This is a genomic window from Micromonospora sp. LH3U1 (genome assembly GCF_028475105.1).
Classification (GTDB): Bacteria; Actinomycetota; Actinomycetes; order Mycobacteriales; family Micromonosporaceae; genus Micromonospora.
The window spans coordinates 6,822,768-6,841,429 of record NZ_CP116936.1 but is presented as its reverse complement, the minus strand read 5'-3'; the positions used below and the strand labels follow the sequence as shown (position 1 = coordinate 6,841,429).

General features: G+C 71.3%; 17 protein-coding genes. 10 read left to right on the top strand and 7 right to left on the bottom strand.

The window, feature by feature from the left end; translation table 11 throughout:
• Window positions 1-5 precede the first annotated feature (5 nt).
• From PCA76_RS31395 to PCA76_RS31380, 4 genes are all read left to right on the top strand, one after another.
• On the top strand, window positions 6-1,010 hold the full coding sequence (locus tag PCA76_RS31395) for an ABC transporter permease (RefSeq protein WP_272614101.1): 1,005 nt from the start codon (window positions 6-8) through the stop codon (window positions 1,008-1,010).
• Window positions 1,007-1,969: an ABC transporter permease gene (locus tag PCA76_RS31390; RefSeq protein ID WP_272614100.1), complete on the top strand. Its 963-nt coding sequence runs from the start codon at window positions 1,007-1,009 to the stop codon at window positions 1,967-1,969. Before PCA76_RS31395 ends, PCA76_RS31390 begins: the two co-directional genes overlap by 4 nt.
• Before the next feature lie 65 nt (window positions 1,970-2,034).
• On the top strand, window positions 2,035-3,048 hold the full coding sequence (locus PCA76_RS31385) for an ABC transporter ATP-binding protein (RefSeq protein ID WP_272614098.1): 1,014 nt from the start codon (window positions 2,035-2,037) through the stop codon (window positions 3,046-3,048).
• A complete protein-coding gene (locus PCA76_RS31380) occupies window positions 3,045-4,148 on the top strand; it encodes an ABC transporter ATP-binding protein (RefSeq protein WP_272614096.1) in 1,104 nt (367 codons plus the stop codon). Before PCA76_RS31385 ends, PCA76_RS31380 begins: the two co-directional genes overlap by 4 nt.
• Window positions 4,149-4,181: 33 nt before the next feature.
• Here PCA76_RS31380 and PCA76_RS31375 read toward each other — a convergent pair whose 3' ends face one another.
• On the bottom strand, window positions 4,182-4,562 hold the full coding sequence (locus PCA76_RS31375; RefSeq protein ID WP_442930288.1) for a hypothetical protein: 381 nt from the start codon (window positions 4,560-4,562) through the stop codon (window positions 4,182-4,184).
• Window positions 4,556-5,212, bottom strand: a complete 657-nt coding sequence (locus PCA76_RS31370; RefSeq protein ID WP_272614092.1) for an HNH endonuclease family protein — start codon at window positions 5,210-5,212, stop codon at window positions 4,556-4,558. Before PCA76_RS31370 ends, PCA76_RS31375 begins: the two co-directional genes overlap by 7 nt.
• A gap of 107 nt (window positions 5,213-5,319) precedes the next feature.
• Here PCA76_RS31370 and PCA76_RS31365 point away from each other — a divergent pair, with 107 nt between their 5' ends.
• Entirely contained in the window at window positions 5,320-6,813 is a 1,494-nt protein-coding gene (locus tag PCA76_RS31365; RefSeq protein WP_272614090.1) for an MFS transporter, read from the top strand.
• A gap of 25 nt (window positions 6,814-6,838) precedes the next feature.
• Here PCA76_RS31365 and leuA read toward each other — a convergent pair whose 3' ends face one another.
• Window positions 6,839-8,590, bottom strand: a complete 1,752-nt coding sequence (gene leuA, locus PCA76_RS31360) for a 2-isopropylmalate synthase (protein WP_272614089.1) — start codon at window positions 8,588-8,590, stop codon at window positions 6,839-6,841.
• 237 nt (window positions 8,591-8,827) lie between these two features.
• Complete coding sequence (locus PCA76_RS31355) at window positions 8,828-10,099, bottom strand: MFS transporter (protein WP_272614088.1); 1,272 nt, start codon at window positions 10,097-10,099, stop codon at window positions 8,828-8,830.
• Window positions 10,100-10,167: 68 nt separating this feature from the next.
• Here PCA76_RS31355 and PCA76_RS31350 point away from each other — a divergent pair, with 68 nt between their 5' ends.
• Window positions 10,168-11,160, top strand: coding sequence for an ArsR/SmtB family transcription factor (locus tag PCA76_RS31350; RefSeq protein ID WP_272614087.1), 993 nt, complete (start codon window positions 10,168-10,170; stop codon window positions 11,158-11,160).
• Window positions 11,161-11,173: 13 nt separating this feature from the next.
• Here the strand turns inward: PCA76_RS31350 and PCA76_RS31345 are convergent, their stop codons facing one another.
• Window positions 11,174-11,704: a nitroreductase family protein gene (locus tag PCA76_RS31345; protein WP_272614085.1), complete on the bottom strand. Its 531-nt coding sequence runs from the start codon at window positions 11,702-11,704 to the stop codon at window positions 11,174-11,176.
• Window positions 11,705-11,788: 84 nt separating this feature from the next.
• Window positions 11,789-12,577 (bottom strand): hypothetical protein, encoded by a 789-nt coding sequence (locus PCA76_RS31340; protein ID WP_272614084.1) that lies wholly within the window; start codon window positions 12,575-12,577, stop codon window positions 11,789-11,791.
• 258 nt (window positions 12,578-12,835) lie between these two features.
• Here PCA76_RS31340 and PCA76_RS31335 point away from each other — a divergent pair, with 258 nt between their 5' ends.
• Window positions 12,836-14,101, top strand: a complete 1,266-nt coding sequence (locus PCA76_RS31335; protein ID WP_272614083.1) for an aspartate kinase — start codon at window positions 12,836-12,838, stop codon at window positions 14,099-14,101.
• 5 nt (window positions 14,102-14,106) lie between these two features.
• Window positions 14,107-15,168: an aspartate-semialdehyde dehydrogenase gene (locus PCA76_RS31330; RefSeq protein ID WP_272614082.1), complete on the top strand. Its 1,062-nt coding sequence runs from the start codon at window positions 14,107-14,109 to the stop codon at window positions 15,166-15,168.
• Window positions 15,169-15,318: 150 nt separating this feature from the next.
• Here the strand turns inward: PCA76_RS31330 and PCA76_RS31325 are convergent, their stop codons facing one another.
• On the bottom strand, window positions 15,319-16,728 hold the full coding sequence (locus tag PCA76_RS31325; RefSeq protein WP_272614081.1) for a sensor domain-containing diguanylate cyclase: 1,410 nt from the start codon (window positions 16,726-16,728) through the stop codon (window positions 15,319-15,321).
• Window positions 16,729-16,925: 197 nt separating this feature from the next.
• Here PCA76_RS31325 and PCA76_RS31320 point away from each other — a divergent pair, with 197 nt between their 5' ends.
• A complete protein-coding gene (locus PCA76_RS31320) occupies window positions 16,926-17,705 on the top strand; it encodes a phosphodiesterase (protein WP_272614080.1) in 780 nt (259 codons plus the stop codon).
• Between the two features lie 11 nt (window positions 17,706-17,716).
• Window positions 17,717-18,367 (top strand): histone deacetylase, encoded by a 651-nt coding sequence (locus PCA76_RS31315; protein ID WP_272614079.1) that lies wholly within the window; start codon window positions 17,717-17,719, stop codon window positions 18,365-18,367.
• Window positions 18,368-18,662: the final 295 nt, after the last annotated feature.

Here is an 18,662-nt window from a genome sequence, read left to right as displayed (position 1 = left end):
CCGCCGTGTTCCGGTTTATCGTCAGGCGCCTGCTTCAGCTGATACCCACGCTGTTCGGGCTCTCCCTCCTGCTCTTCATCTGGCTCCGCCGGTTACCCGGCGGCCCCGAGACCGCCATCCTCGGCGAGCGCGGCACGCCCGAGATGCGTGCCGCCATCCGCCGCAACATGGGGCTCGACGAGCCCATCCTGGTGCAGTACGGCCGGTTCGTCCGGCGGCTGATCAAGCTCGACCTCGGCACCTCGACCTCCACCAAGCGGGCGGTCACGACGGAGTTCATCGAGCGTTTCCCCGGCACCGTCGAGCTGACCATCACCGCGATGGTGATCGCGATCGGTGTCGGCATTCCGCTGGGCTATCTGGCTGCCCGCCGTCGCGGCCGCTTCCTGGACCACGCCTCGGTGGGTGGCTCGCTGATCGGCATCTGCATCCCGGTCTTCTTCCTGGGCTACGTGCTCAAGGCGATCTTCTCGGAGAACCTGCACTGGTTCCCGTCCAGCGGCCGCCAGGACCCGACGCTCGAGGCGACCCGGGTCACCAACTTCTTCGTCCTCGACGGGCTGATGACCCGCGAGTGGGACGCCGCTGCCGACGCCATCTGGCATCTGGTGCTACCCAGCATCGCGCTGGCCAGCATCCCGCTGGCGATCATCGTCCGGATCACCCGGGCGAGCGTGCTGGAGGTGCTGAACGAGGACTTCGTCCGGACCGCCGAGGCGAAGGGCCTGACCGAGCAGACGGTCCGTCGCCGGCACGTCCTGCGCAACGCGATGCTGCCGGTGGCCACCTCGATCGGTCTGCTCGCGGGCGGCCTGCTCTCCGGCGCCGTGCTGACCGAGACCGTCTTCGCCTTCAGTGGCATCGGAGCCTTCGTCGCCGAGGCCATCGGCCAGCGCGACTATCCGGTGCTGATGGGCTTCATTCTGATCATCGCGGTGGTGTACGTGCTGGTGAACCTCCTGGTCGACCTCTCCTACAGCTTCATCGACCCGAGGGTGAGGGTGCGATGACCCTCAGTCCGGGTAAGAAGCGCGAAAAGATCGACCGGCTCGCGGAGTTGGCCGCCCGTGACGACGAGCGGGGGGTGAGCCTCTGGCAGGAGGCGTTCCGCCGGCTGCGCGGCAACCCGGCCGCGATCGTCGGCGCGGTCATCCTGGCGCTCTTCGTGCTGGTCGCGGTGATCGGGCCGTTCCTCGTGCCGTACGCGGCGACCGACACGATCGGCATCCGGGAGGGGCTGATCAGGCCGGGTGTCATCCCCGGTCCCACCGGCGATCACTGGTTCGGTTACGACCATCAGGGCCGTGACGAGTTCAGCCGGATGATCGTGGGTGCCCGCCAGACCCTGCTGGTCGGCGTGGTCTCCACCCTGATCGGTCTGGCCATCGGTGCGCTCATCGGTGGCGTCTCCGGTGCGGCGGCCGGTCTCGGTGGCCGCTGGGGGCGGTGGATCGACACCACCCTGATGCGGTTCATCGACATGCTGCTGGCGATGCCGAGCCTGCTGCTGGCGGTGAGCATCGCCGCTCTGCTCGGGGCCAGCCTGACCACGGTGATGATCGCGGTCGGCGTGGTGTCGGTGCCGGTGTTCGCCCGGCTGCTGCGCGGTTCGATGATCTCCCAGGCCAACAGCGACTACGTGCTGGCGGCCACCTCGCTCGGCGTCAAGAAGTCGAAGATCGCGCTGACCCACGTGGTGCCGAACTCGCTCGCTCCGGTGATCGTGCAGGCCACCCTGACCCTGGCTACCGCGATCATCGAGGCCGCGGCGCTCTCCTTCCTCGGCCTGGGCAACCCGGACACGGCCGTACCGGAGTGGGGCGTCATGCTCGCCGACGCGCAGCAGTACCTCGGTATCCGGCCGTCGCTGGCGATCTACCCGGCCGTCGCGATCATCATCACCGCGCTCGGCTTCACCCTGCTCGGTGAGGCGATGCGCGAGGCCCTCGACCCGAAGCTGCGGAAGTAGGCCCTCATGTGTGAAGCGCGAGGAGTGAGCTTGCGAGCCCCGCAGTCGCGAATGGAAGGCCAGTGATGGCACTGCTCGAAGTTGATGATCTGTCCGTCACGTTCGCCCGCCGAGGTCAGCGGGCCGTGCACGCGGTCGACGGGGTGTCCTTCTCGGTCGACGCCGGTGAGGTGGTCGGCCTGGTCGGCGAGTCCGGCTGCGGCAAGAGCGTCACCTCGCTCGCGATCATGGGTCTGCTGCCGAAGCAGCCCGGCCTCCGGGTCGGTGGCAAGGCTGTCTTCGATGGCACCGACCTGCTGCAGCTGGACGACCGGTCGCGGCGGGACATCCGCGGCCGGGACATCGCGATGATCTTCCAGGACCCGCTCTCCTCGCTGAACCCGGTGATCCCGATCGGCTTGCAGGTGACCGAGGTGCTCACCCGGCACCGGGGGATGAAGGGTGCGGCCGCGGCGAAGGAGGCGGCGGCGCTGCTGGACCGGGTCGGCATCCCCGACCCGAAGCGGCGGCTGAAGGAGTACCCGCACCAGCTCTCCGGTGGAATGCGCCAGCGCGCGCTCATCGCGATGGCGGTGGCCTGCCAGCCTCGGCTGCTGATCGCCGACGAGCCGACCACCGCGCTGGACGTCACCATCCAGGCCCAGATCCTGGAGCTGCTCAAGGAACTGGTCCGGGACTCCGGCACCGCGCTCCTGATGATCACGCACGATCTCGGTGTGGTTGCTGGCATGGTCGACACGGTCAACGTGCTCTACGGCGGCCGGGTGGTGGAGACGGCCCGCCGTCGTCCGCTGTTCCGCCAGCCGCGTCACCCGTACACCGTGGGTCTGCTCGGCTCGGTGCCGCGCCTGGACGCCGGGCGGGGCGAGAAGCTCAACCCGATTCCCGGCTCGGTCCGCGATCTGCTGCCCTGGACGGACGGCTGCGCCTTCGCCCCGCGCTGCGCCCGACGGACCGACGAGTGCGTGGGTGAGCCGCCAGAGTTGGTGCACGCGTACGACGGACGTAGCTACCGGTGCGTCAACCCGGAGCCGGTGCCCGGCACCGTACCCGCCCCGCGCGAGGAGGAATCAGCGTGAGCGAGAACGACATCCTCGTCGAGGTGCGCGACCTGAAGGTGCACTTCCCGATCAAGAGGGGAGTGCTCTTCGACCGGGTGGTCGGCCACGTGAAGGCCGTCGACGGAGTCGACCTGAGCATCCCGCGTGGCAAGACGTACGGCCTGGTCGGCGAGTCCGGCTGCGGCAAGTCCACGCTCGGTCGGGCGTTGCTCCAGCTCACCCCGCCGACCTCCGGTGAGGTCAGCTTCGACGGCGTCGAGCTGACGACGCTGCAGTCGGAGAAGCTGCGCGGCATGCGTCGCCGGATGCAGATGATTTTCCAGGACCCGATGTCCAGTCTCGACCCCCGGCAGAACGTCGAGTCGATCCTGACCGAGGGCCTGCACACCCACGGGATCGGCACCGACCGCACCGATCGTCGGCGGATCATCGGCGAGACCCTGGACGCGGTGGGGTTGCCCCGCTGGGCGCTGTCCCGCTACCCGCACGAGTTCTCCGGTGGGCAGCGGCAGCGCATCGGCATCGCCCGCGCGCTGGTGCTCGGACCGGAGCTGATCGTCGCCGACGAGCCGGTCTCGGCGCTCGACGTCTCGATCCAGGCCCAGGTTGTCAACCTGCTGGACGAGCTCCAGGACAGTCTGGGGCTGACCTACCTGGTGATCGCGCACGACCTCGCGGTGGTCCGGCACATCTCCGACGTGGTCGGCGTCATGTATCTGGGCGCGCTGGTCGAGGAGGCGCCGAGCGACCGGCTCTACACCGAGCCGATGCACCCGTACACCCGGGCGTTGATGTCCGCCGTGCCGGTGCCGGACCCGGACGTGGAGGACCGCCGGGAGCGGATCCTGCTCGCCGGTGACCTGCCGTCGCCGGCCAACCCGCCGTCCGGCTGCCGTTTCCACACGCGCTGCCCGTGGGCGCAGCCCACCCGCTGCGCCGACGAGCGGCCGGTGCTGCGCGAGATCGGTGCCAGTCGGGTGGCCTGCCACTTCGCCGAGCGGATCGCCAGCGGCGAGCTGCGACCGCACCAGGTCAGCGCGCAGATCGTCCGCCCCGAGGACGAGGGGGACGCGCCGGCCGTGGTCTCCGCACCCACCGAGCCCGGTTCGTACGTCTGAGACTGGACGCGGTGCCGGCGGCGTCGGAGGTCGTCAGCCCTCGGGGCGGTGCAGCAGGCCCACCGCGACGCCGTGCACCGCGTCCAGCCCTGCCGGGTCGGCCAGCGCGACCGACCCACCGGTCACCGCGTACCACTCGTCCGCGTCCTTGTACTGCACCCGGAGGGTGACCTTGCCGTCCGCGTACTCGGTGCGCAGGGTCAGGTCTCCGGTGACGACGCCGACCTCGTCGGTCATCACCCCGCCGGGGCCGGGCACGATGTCGGCGGTGCGGCTCTGCGGGCCAGCCGCCCCGCCCGAGTCCGCGACCATGCCGGCACCCGGCACAGCGGCGGGTGCCTCGGCGGTGCCGTCCGCGGTCATGCCGGCGGCGGCCGGGCCGGTGTCAGCGCTCTCCTCGGCAGCCGTCACGATTCGCTCCCCACTCTGCAGCCATCCAACATGTCGGTCAGGGCGGCCTTCTCGGCGGTGGTCACCGTCAGCCGCCAGTAGTGCTTGACCGTCACCCAGCTTTCAGCGTACTTGCACCAGTACGACCGGTTCGCCGGCTTCCACTGCGACGGGTCCTGGTCACCCTTTGACCGGTTGGAGGACGCCGAAACCGCGAGGAGCTGCGGACGGGTGGTGTCGTTGGCGAAGTCGCCGCGCTTCGCGTCGTCCCACTCGTCGGCACCCGAGCGCCACGCGTTGGCCAACGGCACCATGTGGTCGATGTCCACCTCGGAGGGATCGGCGGCGCTGCGGCCGTCGTACACGCTCTCCCAGCGCCCGCCGACCACGTTGCAGCCGGAGAGCTTCACGTCCTTGCCGTCGCGCTGGAGGATGCTGTCCCGCACGTCGCAGTTCTTGCCGGTGTCCCTCCAGTGCGGGAAGTGGTTCCGGCTGTAGCCCTTCATCGAGCCGGCGGTGGCGACGGTGAGCTGACCGAGCTGCTCTGCGGCGTTGCCGCCGCCACTCGGCGGCGACGCCTCCGGCTCATCCTGCGGGACGCAACCGGCAACGCCGAGCGTCAGCGCCGCGGCGAGCGCGGCTACCGCCACTCGCGGTCCTGATTCGGTACGCACAGACGACACCTCTCCAGCTTGCGGTCTCCCGGCGATTGCGCACAGTACCCGGGGATGGTTTTGGCAATTCGTGGCGTCTCCCACATGATGCAGGGCAGATTGGTGGGATGACCGCTCCCGTACCGGCGCCCGCCCTCCGGATGGGCACCGCCGCAGGCCGGGGAACGCTGCTCGCCGCCGTACTCGCCTCTGGCATGGTCTTCCTCGACAGCACGGTCGTCAACGTGGCGCTGCCGAAACTCGGGCAGGACCTCGGCGCGAACGTGGCCGATCTTCAGTGGACCATCAACGGCTACCTGCTGATGCTGGCGGCGTTCGTGCTGCTCGGCGGCGCACTCGGGGACCGCTTCGGTCGGCGACGCATCTTCCTCATCGGTGTGGTCTGGTTCACCGCCGCCTCCGTGTTGTGCGGGCTGGCCCAGGGCACCGGTTGGCTGATCGCGGCCCGGTTCCTCCAGGGCGCCGGTGGCGCGCTGCTCACGCCCGGGTCGCTGTCGGTGCTCCAGGCCAGCTTCCACCCGGACGACCGGGGTCGGGCGATCGGCGCCTGGGCCGGGCTGTCCGGGGTGTCCACCGCGCTGGGCCCGTTCATCGGGGGCTGGCTGATCGACGCGCTGTCCTGGCGCTGGATCTTCTTCCTCAACCTGCCGATCGCCGTGCTGGTGGTGTTGGCCACGATGCGCTGGGTGCCGGAGAGCCGGGACGAGAGCGCCTCTCGGACCGAAGGGCCGGGACGGACCCGACGGCGGTTCGACGTCGGAGGAGCCCTGCTCGGCGCGCTGGCGCTCGCCGGCGTCACGTACGCCCTGATCGATGCCTCGACACGCGGCTACGACTCCGCTCCGGTGCTGATCGCGGTGCTGGTCGGGGTGCTCTCCGCAGTGTCCTTTGTCCTGCTGGAACGGCGGCGTGGCGACGCGGCGATGCTGCCCACGGGGCTGTTCACCAGCCGGCTCTTCTCGGTCCTGAACATCTTCACCGTGGTCGTCTACGCGGCGCTCAGCGGCTTCACCTTCTTCTTCGCCGTCTACCTGCAGAACGTGGTCGAGTGGTCGGCCTTCCGCACCGGCATCGCGTTGCTGCCGATGACGCTGCTGCTGTTGGTCGGATCGGCCCGAGCGGGAGCGTTGTCGGCGCGGATCGGCCCGCGGCTGCCGTTGACCATCGGGCCGGTGATCGCCGCGGTTGGTCTGTTGCTGCTGCGCGGCGTCGGACCGGGCGCGTCGTACTGGACGGACGTGCTGCCCGGGGTGCTGCTCTTCGGCATCGGGCTGACCCTGGTCGTGGCACCGCTGACCGCGTCGGTGCTGGCCGCCGTGCAGGACCGATTCTCCGGAGTGGCCAGTGGCTTCAACAACGCCGCGTCCCGGGCCGGTGGTCTGCTCGCGGTGGCGGCGCTGCCGCTGCTGGTCGGCCTCTCCGGCGGCGGGTACGAGCAGAAGGCCGAGCTGACCAACGCGTTCCGGGGCGCGATGGAGTGGTGTGCCGGGCTGCTCGTGGCCGGCGCGGTGCTGGCCCTCGTGCTGGTCCACCGTCCGCCCCGGGAGGCCCCGCCGTCACAGCCCTGCCACTCGATGCCCGCCGCGACACCCCCGAAGTAGCTGCCCCGGGGGTGTCGCGCGTAGGTCAGCGGCGGGCGCGGTTGACGGCGCTGGTGACCGCCTTGATCGAGGCGGTGACGATGTTGGCGTCGGTGCCGACACCCCAGACCGTCCGACCGTCGACCTCGCACTCCACGTACGCGGCGGCCTGCGCGTCCCCGCCCGAGGAGAGCGCGTGCTCGTGGTAGTCGAGCACCCGCACGCCCACCCCCACCGACTGGAGCGCGTTGACGTACGCGTCGATCGGGCCGTTGCCGACCGCGGTGAGTGAGCGCTGCTCGGCGCCCACGACGACCTGGGCCTCGATCTCGACCTTGCCGTCGGTGGTGCCGATCGTGTAGCCGGCGAACCGGACCGCCGGGTCGGGCTGGTGGTCGAGCAGGTAGTGCGTCGCGAAGATCTCCCACATGGCGCCCGGGTCGACCTCGCCGCCGTCGTGATCGGTGACCTGCTGCACGACCCCGGAGAACTCGATCTGGAGGCGGCGGGGCAGGTCGAGTTGGTGCTCGCTCTTCATGATGTACGCGACGCCGCCCTTGCCGGACTGCGAGTTGACCCGGATGACCGCCTCGTAGGTGCGGCCCAGGTCCTTCGGGTCGATCGGCAGGTAGGGCACGGCCCAGGTGTGCTCGTCCACGGGTACGCCGGCCGCCTTCGCGTCGGCGGTGAGGGCGTCGAAGCCCTTCTTGATGGCGTCCTGGTGGGAGCCGGAGAAAGCGGTGTAGACCAGGTCGCCCGCGTACGGGTGGCGCTCGTGCACCGGCAGTTGGTTGCAGTATTCGACGGCCCGCCGCACCTCGTCGATGTTCGAGAAGTCGATCATCGGGTCGATGCCCTGGGAGAAGATGTTGAGCCCCAGCGTCACCAGGTCCACGTTGCCGGTGCGCTCGCCGTTGCCGAACAGGCAGCCCTCGATGCGGTCCGCGCCGGCGAGCAGGCCCAGCTCGGCGGCGGCCACGCCGGTGCCCCGGTCGTTGTGCGGGTGCAGGCTCAGGATCACGCTGTCCCGGCGCGGCAGGTGCCGGTGCATCCACTCGATCGAGTCGGCGTACACGTTGGGCGTGGCCATCTCGACGGTGGCCGGCAGGTTGATGATCAGCGGCCGGTCGGGCGTCGGGTCGATCACGTCGATCACCCGGGAGCAGACCTCCAGCGCGTACTCCAGCTCGGTGCCCGTGTACGACTCCGGCGAGTACTCGTAGAAGATGTCCGTGTCCGGGGTGTGGATCTCGGCGTACTTCTGGCAGAGCCGCGCCCCGGTGGTGGCGATGTCGGCGATGCCGTCCTTGTCCAGGCCGAAGACCACCCGGCGCTGGAGGGTGGAGGTCGAGTTGTAGAAGTGCACGATGGCCCGCTTGGCGCCGCGCAGCGACTCGAACGTCCGGTCGATCAGGTGCTCCCGGCACTGCGTGAGCACCTGGATGGTGACGTCGTCCGGGATCATGTCCTGCTCGATGAGCTGCCGGACGAAGTCGAAGTCGGTCTGGCTGGCCGACGGGAAGCCGACCTCGATCTCCTTGTAGCCCATCTGGACCAGCAGCTGGAACATCCGGCGTTTGCGCTCGGGCGACATCGGGTCGATCAGCGCCTGGTTGCCGTCGCGGAGATCCACCGCGCACCAGCGTGGGGCGGCCTCGACGTGCCGGGTGGGCCAGGTGCGCTCCGGCAGCTCGACTCGGAACTGCTCCCGGTACGGCTCGTAGCGGTGGTAAGGCATCCGGCTGGGGCGCTGCCGGGCGATCGGATCGGTCTCAGCGTCGGTGACAGGTTGAGCCATCTCAGAGTGCTCCCTGGAACATGTGGCGTCAGCAGATCGGAAGGTGTCGGCGAGATGCCGGGCGACGGTGCGCGGCGGTGCCGAGAAGAAGTTCGGATGTGCTGGACGGCGCGATGCAACTCCGCGACGAGGTGCCGGCCGGTCAGGCCTCGTCGCGGCAGCTAAGGAGAAGAAGCGCCCGCCACATGACCAGGTAACCCTACGTGATGGAACGGAGGGTGGGAAGGCAGGTCCGGACTATGGGACCGGCGTCATGGACTGCTCTGCGGCCTCGGCACCCAGCCGCGGCGACCGTCCGGCCCAGGCCACCACGGGTACGATCGCCAGCCCGACCAGGACGAAGATCGCTGCCGTCGGGTACCAGCCCCAGCCGCCGGTGGTCACCCCCAGCGCGGTCAGCCCCGCCGGGGCGATCAGGTACTGCACCTGCGTGCCGAGCCGGAACGCCCCCACGTACGCCCCGCGCTGGGCGGCCGGCGGCAGGGTGGCGGTGAGCCCCCAGGCGCCCGCCGACTCGATCAGCTCGGCCACGATCAGTAGCGTCGCGGCGGCAACCAGCACCACCAGGGTGAGCGTGCCCCGGGTGGACCCGGAGATCGGCAGGACCAGACAGAACAGGGCGATCAGCAGGGCACCCCGGCGAGAGGCTCGGGCCGCGCCCGCAGCGGTGTCGGCGCCCCGGCTGGCGCGTACCTGGAGCAGCACGATCAGGATCGTGTTGAGCAGCACCAGGGCGGCGATCACCGTCTTCGGGGCGTCGGTGTGGGTGAGGATCCAGAGCGGCATCACCGTCAGGTAGAGCGTCTGGTGCGCGGTGAGCAGCCCGGAGAGCAGGGACACCGCCATGAACGGGCGGTCCCGGAGCACGGCGAGCCGGCTCATCGGCTCCACCGGCCGGGCCACGTGGGGCAGCCGGGGCAGTCGCCGCACGAAGAGAGCCGTCACCAGGAAGACCGTCGAGATGAACCAGACCATTCCCCGGTACGCCTCGATCGTGTCCACCGCCAGCACCAGGCCGCTGATCACCGCACCCAGCCCGAAGCCGACGTTCAGCGACGAGCGCTGGTACGCCATCGCCGTGACCCGTTCGGCCGGCGGGAGTGCGTTGATCGAGTAGACCTGCACGGCCACGCCGCTCGCGGCGTCGACGGCGGCCAGCGCCACCACCACGGCGAGGAAACCGGCGAAGCTGCCCACGAACGGGTAGGTCGCGAAGAGCGCGGCGTTCAGCACCAGCCCGACCACCCAGACCCGCTGCGGTCCGTACCGGTCGGTGAGGCCGCCGAGCGGCACCGTACCCAGCAGCGACACCCCCGCCGCGATGGACAGCCCCAGCCCGACCTGTGCGGCGCTGAGCCCGAGCGCCCGGGTGAAGAAGACGGCGCTGCCGGCGTGGAACAGGCCGCTGCCGACGGCGTAGACCATGGCCTGCACGGCCAGCGCGCGGGTCAACCCGGCGGGTGGTACGACGTTTCGGACGGCGGTGCGGATGATTTCTCTGGCCCCCATGGCCGCTGAGTGAACCGTGCCCCCATGGCCCCGGTCGAACCTTTTAGGCTGGACCGAATCGTGCGGGGGTGCGTGTGTCCGAGTTGCGGTTCAGCCTGGCCGACGTGGCGGGGGTGCGGCTCGCCGTGTCGCCAGCCAACGAGACGGTCATGAGCATGTGGGCCCTGGCCAGCCCGGTTCACTACGCGGTGCATCTGCCCTGGATCGACCGCGCCCGGGCGACTCTGCGTCGTCCGGAGGTGGCCGACCGGGTCCGACCGCTGGTGGAGCTGGCCCGGCCACGTTGCTGGCTGCCCGACTTCCTCACCCCGGCGGCCCGTCCGAACGTGGAGTTGGCCCAGCAGCTCGACCAGATCGCGGCAACGCCACCGGACGTGGTGGTCCAGGATCTGCTGGCGACCACCCCGCGTCGGCCGTTGAGCGCGTACGGGCGGGCGCTGCTCGCCGAGCCCCGCGAGCTGCTGCCTCAGCTCGTCGACGCGGTACGGGTCTGGTACGACGAGGCGATCGCCCCGGACTGGCCGCGGATGCGCGCGCTTCTCGACGCCGATGTGGCGTACCGCGCCGCTCAGCTCGCCGAGGGCGGAGCCGGTCGGATGTTCGAGCAGCTCCACCCGAGCCTGCGCTGGCTCGGCGACCGGGTGGTCACCGACGACCCGTTCGAGCGGGACTTCGACCTCCGCGGTCGCGGGCTGGCGCTGAATCCGAGCGTGTTTTCCAACCGGGGGGTGTGTTGGAACCTGCTGGAGGACTCGCTGCCGGCCGGCGCGTACCCGGTCCGGGGGGTCGGGACGCTCTGGGAGGCGACCGGCACGCCGCCCGGCGACCCGCTGGCACGGGTGGTCGGCCCTGGCCGGGCCGTGCTGCTGCACCTGCTCGACACTGCGGCTACCACCACCGACCTGGCCCGACTCGCCGGGATGTCCGCCGGAAACGTCTCCCAGCACCTGGGGGCGCTGCACGCCGCCGGGCTGGTCCACCGGTCTCGACAGGGTCGGCACGTCCTCTACCGCAACACCGACGCCGCGAGGGTCCTGCTCCGGGCCAGCCGGGGAGGGTGACCCGCCGGGGTGATCAGGCGAGCAGCAGGTCGGCGACCGGGCGACGGCGGCGCAGGCCGATCTCCCGGGCGCGCAGGTCGGGCGGGAGCGCGAACGGGTCCCCGAGCCGGCCCACGGCGGCGACCACCAGTGGGCGGACGCCGCCGGGCAGGTCGAGTTCGGTGGCGAGGCCGGCCTGGTCGAAGCGGGTGAGCTGGCGCACGTGCAGGCCGAGCGCGGTGGCCTGCATGGTCAGGTGGGCCATCGCCTGACCGAGGTCGTACGCGGCCCGCTCGGCGTCGCCGCCGGTGTGTGCGCCGACCACCAGGGTCGCGGCCCGCCGGGCCCAGCACTGGTCGCTGTCCGGGAGGTTGATCAGGATCCGCTTCCAGTTGTCGTCGTCCCGGTGGCCGAGGGCGAACCGCCAGGGCTGCCCGTTGTCTGCCGACGGTGCCCAGCGTGCGGCCTCCAGCAGCGAGGCTGCCTCGTCCGGGGTCAGCTCGGCGCTCGGATCGAAGGCCCGGGGGCTCCAGCGGAAGGCGAGCAGCGGGGTCAGGTCAGCCATGGCATGAATCGTCCTGTATGGGTGATTCGCCACTCAGGGCGGCCTGGCAAAATGTGGTCAAACGCACCCGTAACGGGACGAAGATCAGGGCGTTCCCGCGCTCGGGCTGTCCGACGGGTCAGGGGTCGGTGGCGCCGCCGTGTCGAGCGGGTCCCGGTCGACCACCACCGGCCCGGCCAGCTGCACGGTGGCCGGTGCCGGGCCGGGTGGTGCGGCCAGCCGCAGAGTCCCGATCCCGGTCCGGACGCCGGTCGGCGTGCCGTCCCGGTCGTAGCAGTAGATGCCCACATCCAGCGGGGCGTTGAGCGACGCCGAGGTGGAGTCCACCGAGTAGCAGGTGCCGGTCAGGCCCTCGGGTGTGCTGGCCGGGGCCACCGCCAACGGTGCGCGCCGGTCGGTGAGCACGTCCAACCAGTCGGTGAGCGGATGCTGGACCCTCGGGTCCGACCGGCGCGGGATCGCGTCGTCGCGCTCACCGAGGCGTACGCAACTCGACGACTCCGGACGGCCAGCCGATGGCAGGGCGCACTGGAACAGCCCGTCGGTCGTGGCAGCCAGCGAGACATCGGCCGCGCCACCCAACGCGCCCCCCGGCACGTCGACCCGCCAACTGCCGTCGTTCGCGCTGGTGAACACGATGGTGCGGTCCGGTTGACCCGACCGGCTGTACACGTACTGCGCCACCACGTGGCGGTCCTGGGCAGCCGCGGCCAGGGCCGCCAGCTCGTCGCGCGCGGCGTCCACCTCGACCGACCCCGGATCGGCGGGCGGCGGGGCCGGTGGCTGCTCGCTCGTGCAGGCGACCAGGAGCGCCGGCAGGGCGAACACGAGCGGCCCGAGCACGCGGCCGGCAGAGCGGATGAGGACGGGCACCGGCCCATTCTGGTGGGTGCGGGCGGTTGGTGGGGGCCGACCCGTGCCAGGCTCGTCCGGCGTGTCGGACGGGGCTGTCCCCGCGTACCGCCCGACCTGGTGGGACCGACCCTGCCGGCCCCGCTCGGGCCGGATGGTGGGATCACCTGACCCGGCGTCGTTACCTGCCGGATACCCTCATGGGGTCTGACACGCGCCGCCGGCCCCGGTTCCGGCGGCGTCGGCACGCTCAGGGTCGCTGGGAGGGAGTGCACCGTCGTGGCACTCGTGGTGCAGAAGTACGGCGGGTCCTCCGTCGCCAACGCCGAGCGGATCAAGCGGGTGGCCGATCGCATCGTCGCCGCCCGCAAGGCCGGCGACGACGTGGTGGTGGTGGTCTCCGCGATGGGGGACACCACCGACGAGCTGCTCGACCTGGCCAACCAGGTCAGCCCGCTGCCGCCGGGCCGCGAGCTGGACATGCTGCTCACCGCCGGGGAGCGGATCTCCATGGCGTTGCTCGCCATGGCCATCCACAACCTGGGGTACGAAGCCCGCTCGTTCACCGGCTCGCAGGCCGGCGTGATCACCACCTCCGTGCACGGCCGCGCACGGATCATCGACGTCACCCCCGGGCGGCTCAAGGGCGCGCTCGACGAGGGGGCGGTGGTCATCGTGGCCGGCTTCCAGGGCGTCTCGCAGGACACCAAGGACGTCACCACGCTGGGCCGGGGCGGTTCGGACACCACCGCCGTGGCGCTCGCCGCCGCCCTGCACGCCGACGTCTGTGAGATCTACACCGACGTGGACGGCGTCTTCACCGCCGACCCGCGGATCGTGCCCAACGCCCGGCACATCAAGTACATCACCTACGAGGAGATGCTGGAGCTGGCCGCGTGCGGCGCGAAGGTGCTGCACCTGCGTAGCGTGGAGTACGCCCGGCGGGCGGGGTTGCCGATCCACGTCCGTTCGTCATACTCGACCAACACCGGCACGATGGTCACCGGATCGATGGAGGACCTTTCCGTGGAGCAGGCACTGATCACCGGAGTCGCGCACGACCGCAGCGAGGCCAAGATCACGATCGTCGGGGTGCCCGACGAGCCGGGTGCCGCCGCGCGGATCTTCGACACGGTCGCCGGCGCCGAGATCAACCTCGACATGATCGTGCAGAACGTCTCCACCGAGGGCACCGGCCGCACGGACATCTCGTTCACGCTGCCCAAGGCCGACGGCCCGACCGCCATGACCGCGCTCAGCAAGATCCAGGAGCCGGTCAAGTTCAAGGGCCTGCTCTACGACGACCACGTCGGCAAGGTCTCGTTGATCGGTGCCGGCATGCGCTCGCACCCCGGTGTGGCCGCCAGCTTCTTCGCCGCGCTCGGAGCGGCCGGGGTCAACATCGAGATGATCTCCACCTCCGAGATCCGGGTCTCCGTGGTCTGCCGGGACACCGACCTCGACGCCGCCGTCCGCGCCATCCATGACGCGTTCGAGCTGGGTGGCGACACCGAAGCCGTGGTCTACGCGGGGACGGGTAGGTAGCGCCGATGACGGCGCTGCCCACCCTCGCTGTGGTCGGAGCAACCGGTGCCGTCGGCACCGTGATGTGTGAGCTGCTCACCGGGCGCCGCAACGTCTGGGGTGAGATCCGGCTGATCGCCTCCGAGCGCTCGGTAGGGCGCCGGGTGCGCTGCCGGGGCGAGGAACTCGTCGTCCAGGCGTTGACTCCCGAGGCGTTCGACGGGGTCGACGTGGCGATGTTCGACGTGCCCGACGAGGTCTCCGCCGAGTGGGCCCCGATCGCCGTCGCGCGGGGCGCGATCGCGGTCGACAACTCCGGCGCGTTCCGGATGGACCGGGACGTCCCGCTGGTCGTTCCGGAGATCAACCCCGAGCAGGTCCGCAACCGGCCCCGGGGCATCATCGCCAACGCCAACTGCACCACCCTCGCGATGATCGTCGCGGTCGCGCCGCTGCACCGTGAGTACGGCCTGCGGGAGTTGGTGCTCGCCTCCTACCAGGCGGTTTCCGGCGCGGGCAAGTCCGGCGTCGACATCCTGCACGACCAACTCGCCAAGGTCGCCGGCGATCGGGCGCTCGGCTCGCGGACCGGCGACGTACGGCAGGCGGTCGGCGACGACCTGGGCCCGTTCCCGGCTCCGCTGGCGCTCAACGTGGTGCCCTGGGCCGGCACCCTGGCGGATGCGGGCTGGTCATCGGAGGAGATGAAGATCCGCAACGAGTCGCGGAAGATCCTCGGCCTGCCCGACCTCAAGGTGTCCGCCACCTGCGTCCGAGTGCCGGTGGTCACCGCCCACTCGGTGGCCGTACATGCGGTCTTCGCCACCGAGGTCGACGCCGAGGGCGCCCGCGAGGCGCTCCGCAACGCCCCCGGGGTGATCCTGGTCGACGATCCTGCGGCCGGGGAGTTCCCGATGCCGATCGACGCGGTCGGCACCGACCCGTCCTGGGTCGGCCGGATCCGCCGCGCCCTGGACGACCCCCGCGCCCTCGACTTCTTCGTCACCGGCGACAACCTCCGCAAGGGCGCAGCCCTCAACACCGCCCAGATAGCCGAACTCCTAGCCAAAGAGCTAAAGAACCCCTAACCCCCACCCCGCCCCCGCCCCCGCCCCCGCCCCCCCCCCGCCCCCGCCCCTCGGACCTCGTCGATCTAGGGCATATCGCTGTCCAGGGAGATCAACTCGCGACGGTATGCCCTAGATCGGCGAGGGCTGGGGGTCGGGAGGGGGCGGGGGTTAGGCGGCGGAGAGGTGTACGCCGTCTCGGCCTTGGCGTTTTACCGCGTAGAGGGCCTGGTCGGCCCTTCGGAGGGTGCGATCGGGGGACTCGCCGGGGCGGGGCAGCGCGACGCCCACGCTGATCGTGCGGCCGATGCGTCGGGCCGCCTCGGTCAGCCGTTCGGCGATCCGGACCGCCTCCTCGGGGCGGCTCACCTCGATCACCGCGACGAACTCGTCGCCGCCGATCCGGTACAGCTCGTCGCCGTGCCGTAGCGCCCCCTCCAACGCCCGGGCCAACCCGACCAGCACCCGGTCGCCGGCCTGGTGGCCGTACGTGTCGTTGACGGTCTTGAAGCCGTCCACGTCGATCGCCAGCAGGGCCGTACGCCCCGGGGTGGCCGCAGCGATCCGCTGCCCGAACGGGCCGGTGTGCCGCAACCCGGTCAGCGGGTCGGAGCTGGCCTGCTCGCGCAGCCGGGTCAGTGTGCGCAGCCGGTCCAGGCACGTCCAGGCCTGCCCGGCGAGCAGTTCCATCAGGCTGACCGTGGTCGGGTCCGGTCGCAGTGCGTGTTCGTCGGCGACCAGCAGCACCCCGCCGGCGTCCGGCGGCCCGACCGGAACGGCGACGAGGGTGCGCACCCCCGCCCGGGTCAGCGGTCGATAGTCCTCGGTCGGTGGGTGCCCCGCCTCGCCCAGCGTGTACCCGGCGCCGTACCGGTGTGCCCGGTCGACCATCCGGTCCAGGGCGGCCGGACCAGCCTCGGTCAGCTCGGTGCGGATCCGGGTCTCCAGCTCGCTTGGCGCCACCGGGGCGGGGCTGAGCTGGCCGGCGATCAGGAGCACTGCGGTGGAGAGGGTGGAGACCTCCCGGGCGGCGCAGGCCGCCGCGCTCAACACGTCCCCCTCGGTCGGTGCGGAGGAGAGCGCGGCGGCGTGCCGGAGCAGCTTCTCGCTGCGGCTCTCCGCCGGTGGGCCACCGAGGGCGGCGATCCGCTCGCCGAGCCGGTTGGCCAGCCGCTGCGCGGTCTCCCGCCACGGCTCCAGGTCGGTCGGCTCACTCCACTGCAGGTCGAGCACGCCGATCGGCCGGCCCGCCGGGTCCAGCACCGGCACGCACAGTTCGGCGGTCACGTCCGGGCGTATCGGCAGGTAGTCCGGGTCGACGGTGACGTCCGGTACGGCGGCGGGGGCGCCGGTGGCGTACACCCGGCCGACGATGCCGGTCCGGGCCGGCACGGTGGCGAAGACCTGCCAGGCCCCGGTCGCCGCGACGCAGCGCAGGCGGTCGTGGACCGCGAGCAGGACGGAGATGGTCGCGGAGGTGTGGCGGGACAGCGCAGTGACCATCGACCGACAGGCCTCTGGTGCGCTCGACGCCATCGGCAGGCGGACGGTGACGTCACGGATGACTCGCTGATGATCCACTCGCACGTCGTTCCAGGTAGGGGAGGGGCCGGCCGGCGCCGAGCCGCGCGATCAAGCGTACTCACGGCGGCGCGGGTCGGCCGGGCTTCGTACACACGTACTATCCACAGCCTGTGGACACAGCCTGTGGGCGCGTGCCCCCCGGGGCGCGGCGCCCGGCGATAGCGTGGAGCTCCCGGCGCCGAGGAGGCGAGCCCATGCTCATCGCCCAGCTCAGTGACCCGCACCTGACCACCGGCCTACTCGCCGCCGCGCCGGCCGCCGGGCTGCACCGTGCGCTCGGCCGGGTGCTGGCGTTGCGACCCCGACCGGACTGCGTGGTGATCACCGGCGACCTGGTCGACCACGGGCGGCCCGATGAGTACGCTGCGCTGCGCGAGCTGATCGGCCGGTTCCCGCTACCGGTGCACCTGGTCCCCGGCAACCATGACGACCGGGAGTCGCTGCTCGACGCGTTCGGAGGCACGCCGTGGCTCGGGGGCGGCTTCTCCGCCTACTACCACGTCGACCATGAGACGGCGACCGTCGTGGTGCTCGACTCGCTCGTCCCCGGCAGCAGCAGCGGTCAGGTCGGCGAAGAGCAACTCGGCTGGCTCGACGGGGTGCTGGCCGGGCGGCCCGAAGTGCCGGCCGTGGTCTGCCTGCACCATCCGCCGGTCGCGGTCGGCATCCCCGCGGCCGACTCCCTCCGGCTCGCCGACGGTGACGCGCTCGCCGAGGTGATCGGCCGACACCGGCACGTCGTACGGGTCGCCGCCGGCCACCTGCACCGCCCGGTCACCACGGCGTACGCGGGCACGGTGCTCACCGTGGCCCCCAGCACGTGGAAGCAGAGCACGCTCACCATGAGCGCCGACGAGCAGGTCGGTTGGGTCGACGAGCCGACCGCCTTCCTGCTGCACGCCGTCGAGGCGGGCGGCTGCGTGACACACACCGTGCAGGTGAGCCATTCCGCTGGCCAGACCTGCGGCTTCTGAGGGCACCCGTCGTGGTGGTCTGGTATGTCGCGTACGGCTCGAACATGCACGCCGCCCGGCTGGGGTGGTACATCGGTGGCGGCTGCCCGCCCGGCGGTAGGCGGACGTACCCGGGCTGCCGGGATCGGCGTCCGCCGAGCCGGTCGGTGCCGGTGTCGCTGCCCGGTGGCATCTACTTCGCGGGCGAATCCGGCGCCTGGACCGGGGGGATGGCTTTCTACGACCCGCACCTGCCGGGCGAGGCCGCGGCCCGCGCCTACCTGGTCACCATGGAGCAGTTCGCCGACATCGCGGCCCAGGAGATGTACCGCCCAGCGGGTGACGCCGCCGACCTGATTTTGGCGACCGGCGCGGCCATCGACGCGGCCGTCGCCAACGGACGGGCCACGCTCGGCCCGGGGCGGTACGAGACGCTGGTCTGCCCGGGCAGCCGCAGCGGTGTCCCGATGCTCACCTTCACCGCTCCCGAGGGGGCGTCAGCCGAGCGGTGCCGGCCACCCGCTCCCATCTACCTCAGCATGATCGCCCGCGGTCTGCGTGAGTCGCACGGCTGGCCGGCCGAGCGGATCGTCAGCTATCTGGCGGCACGGCCCGGCGTGGCGGGGGCCTGGTCGCCGGACGCCGTCGCGGCCCTCGTCACCGAGGTGCTGCTCGACAACTGACCGTCTGCGTCGCGTCGCGTCGGCCGCGAGCGGCGGCCCGCCGGCGGGCGGCCACGAGCGGCGGCCCGGATGATCGCTGGCCCGGTGCCGGATCGCTCGAACGCGATGGGTGTGCCGTCCGTCGATCGCACCTGCTCCATCGTCGGTGTCGTTTCGCTCACGATGCCGCCTCCGTCCGCGCCGACTGTCTCGTCCTTTCTAGACCCCTGGGTCCGACCATGTCCGGTAGATCACACCAAACGGTGGTCGATTTCGGTCCATGCGTACCCGCAGCTCTGATGTGCTGCCTGAGTCG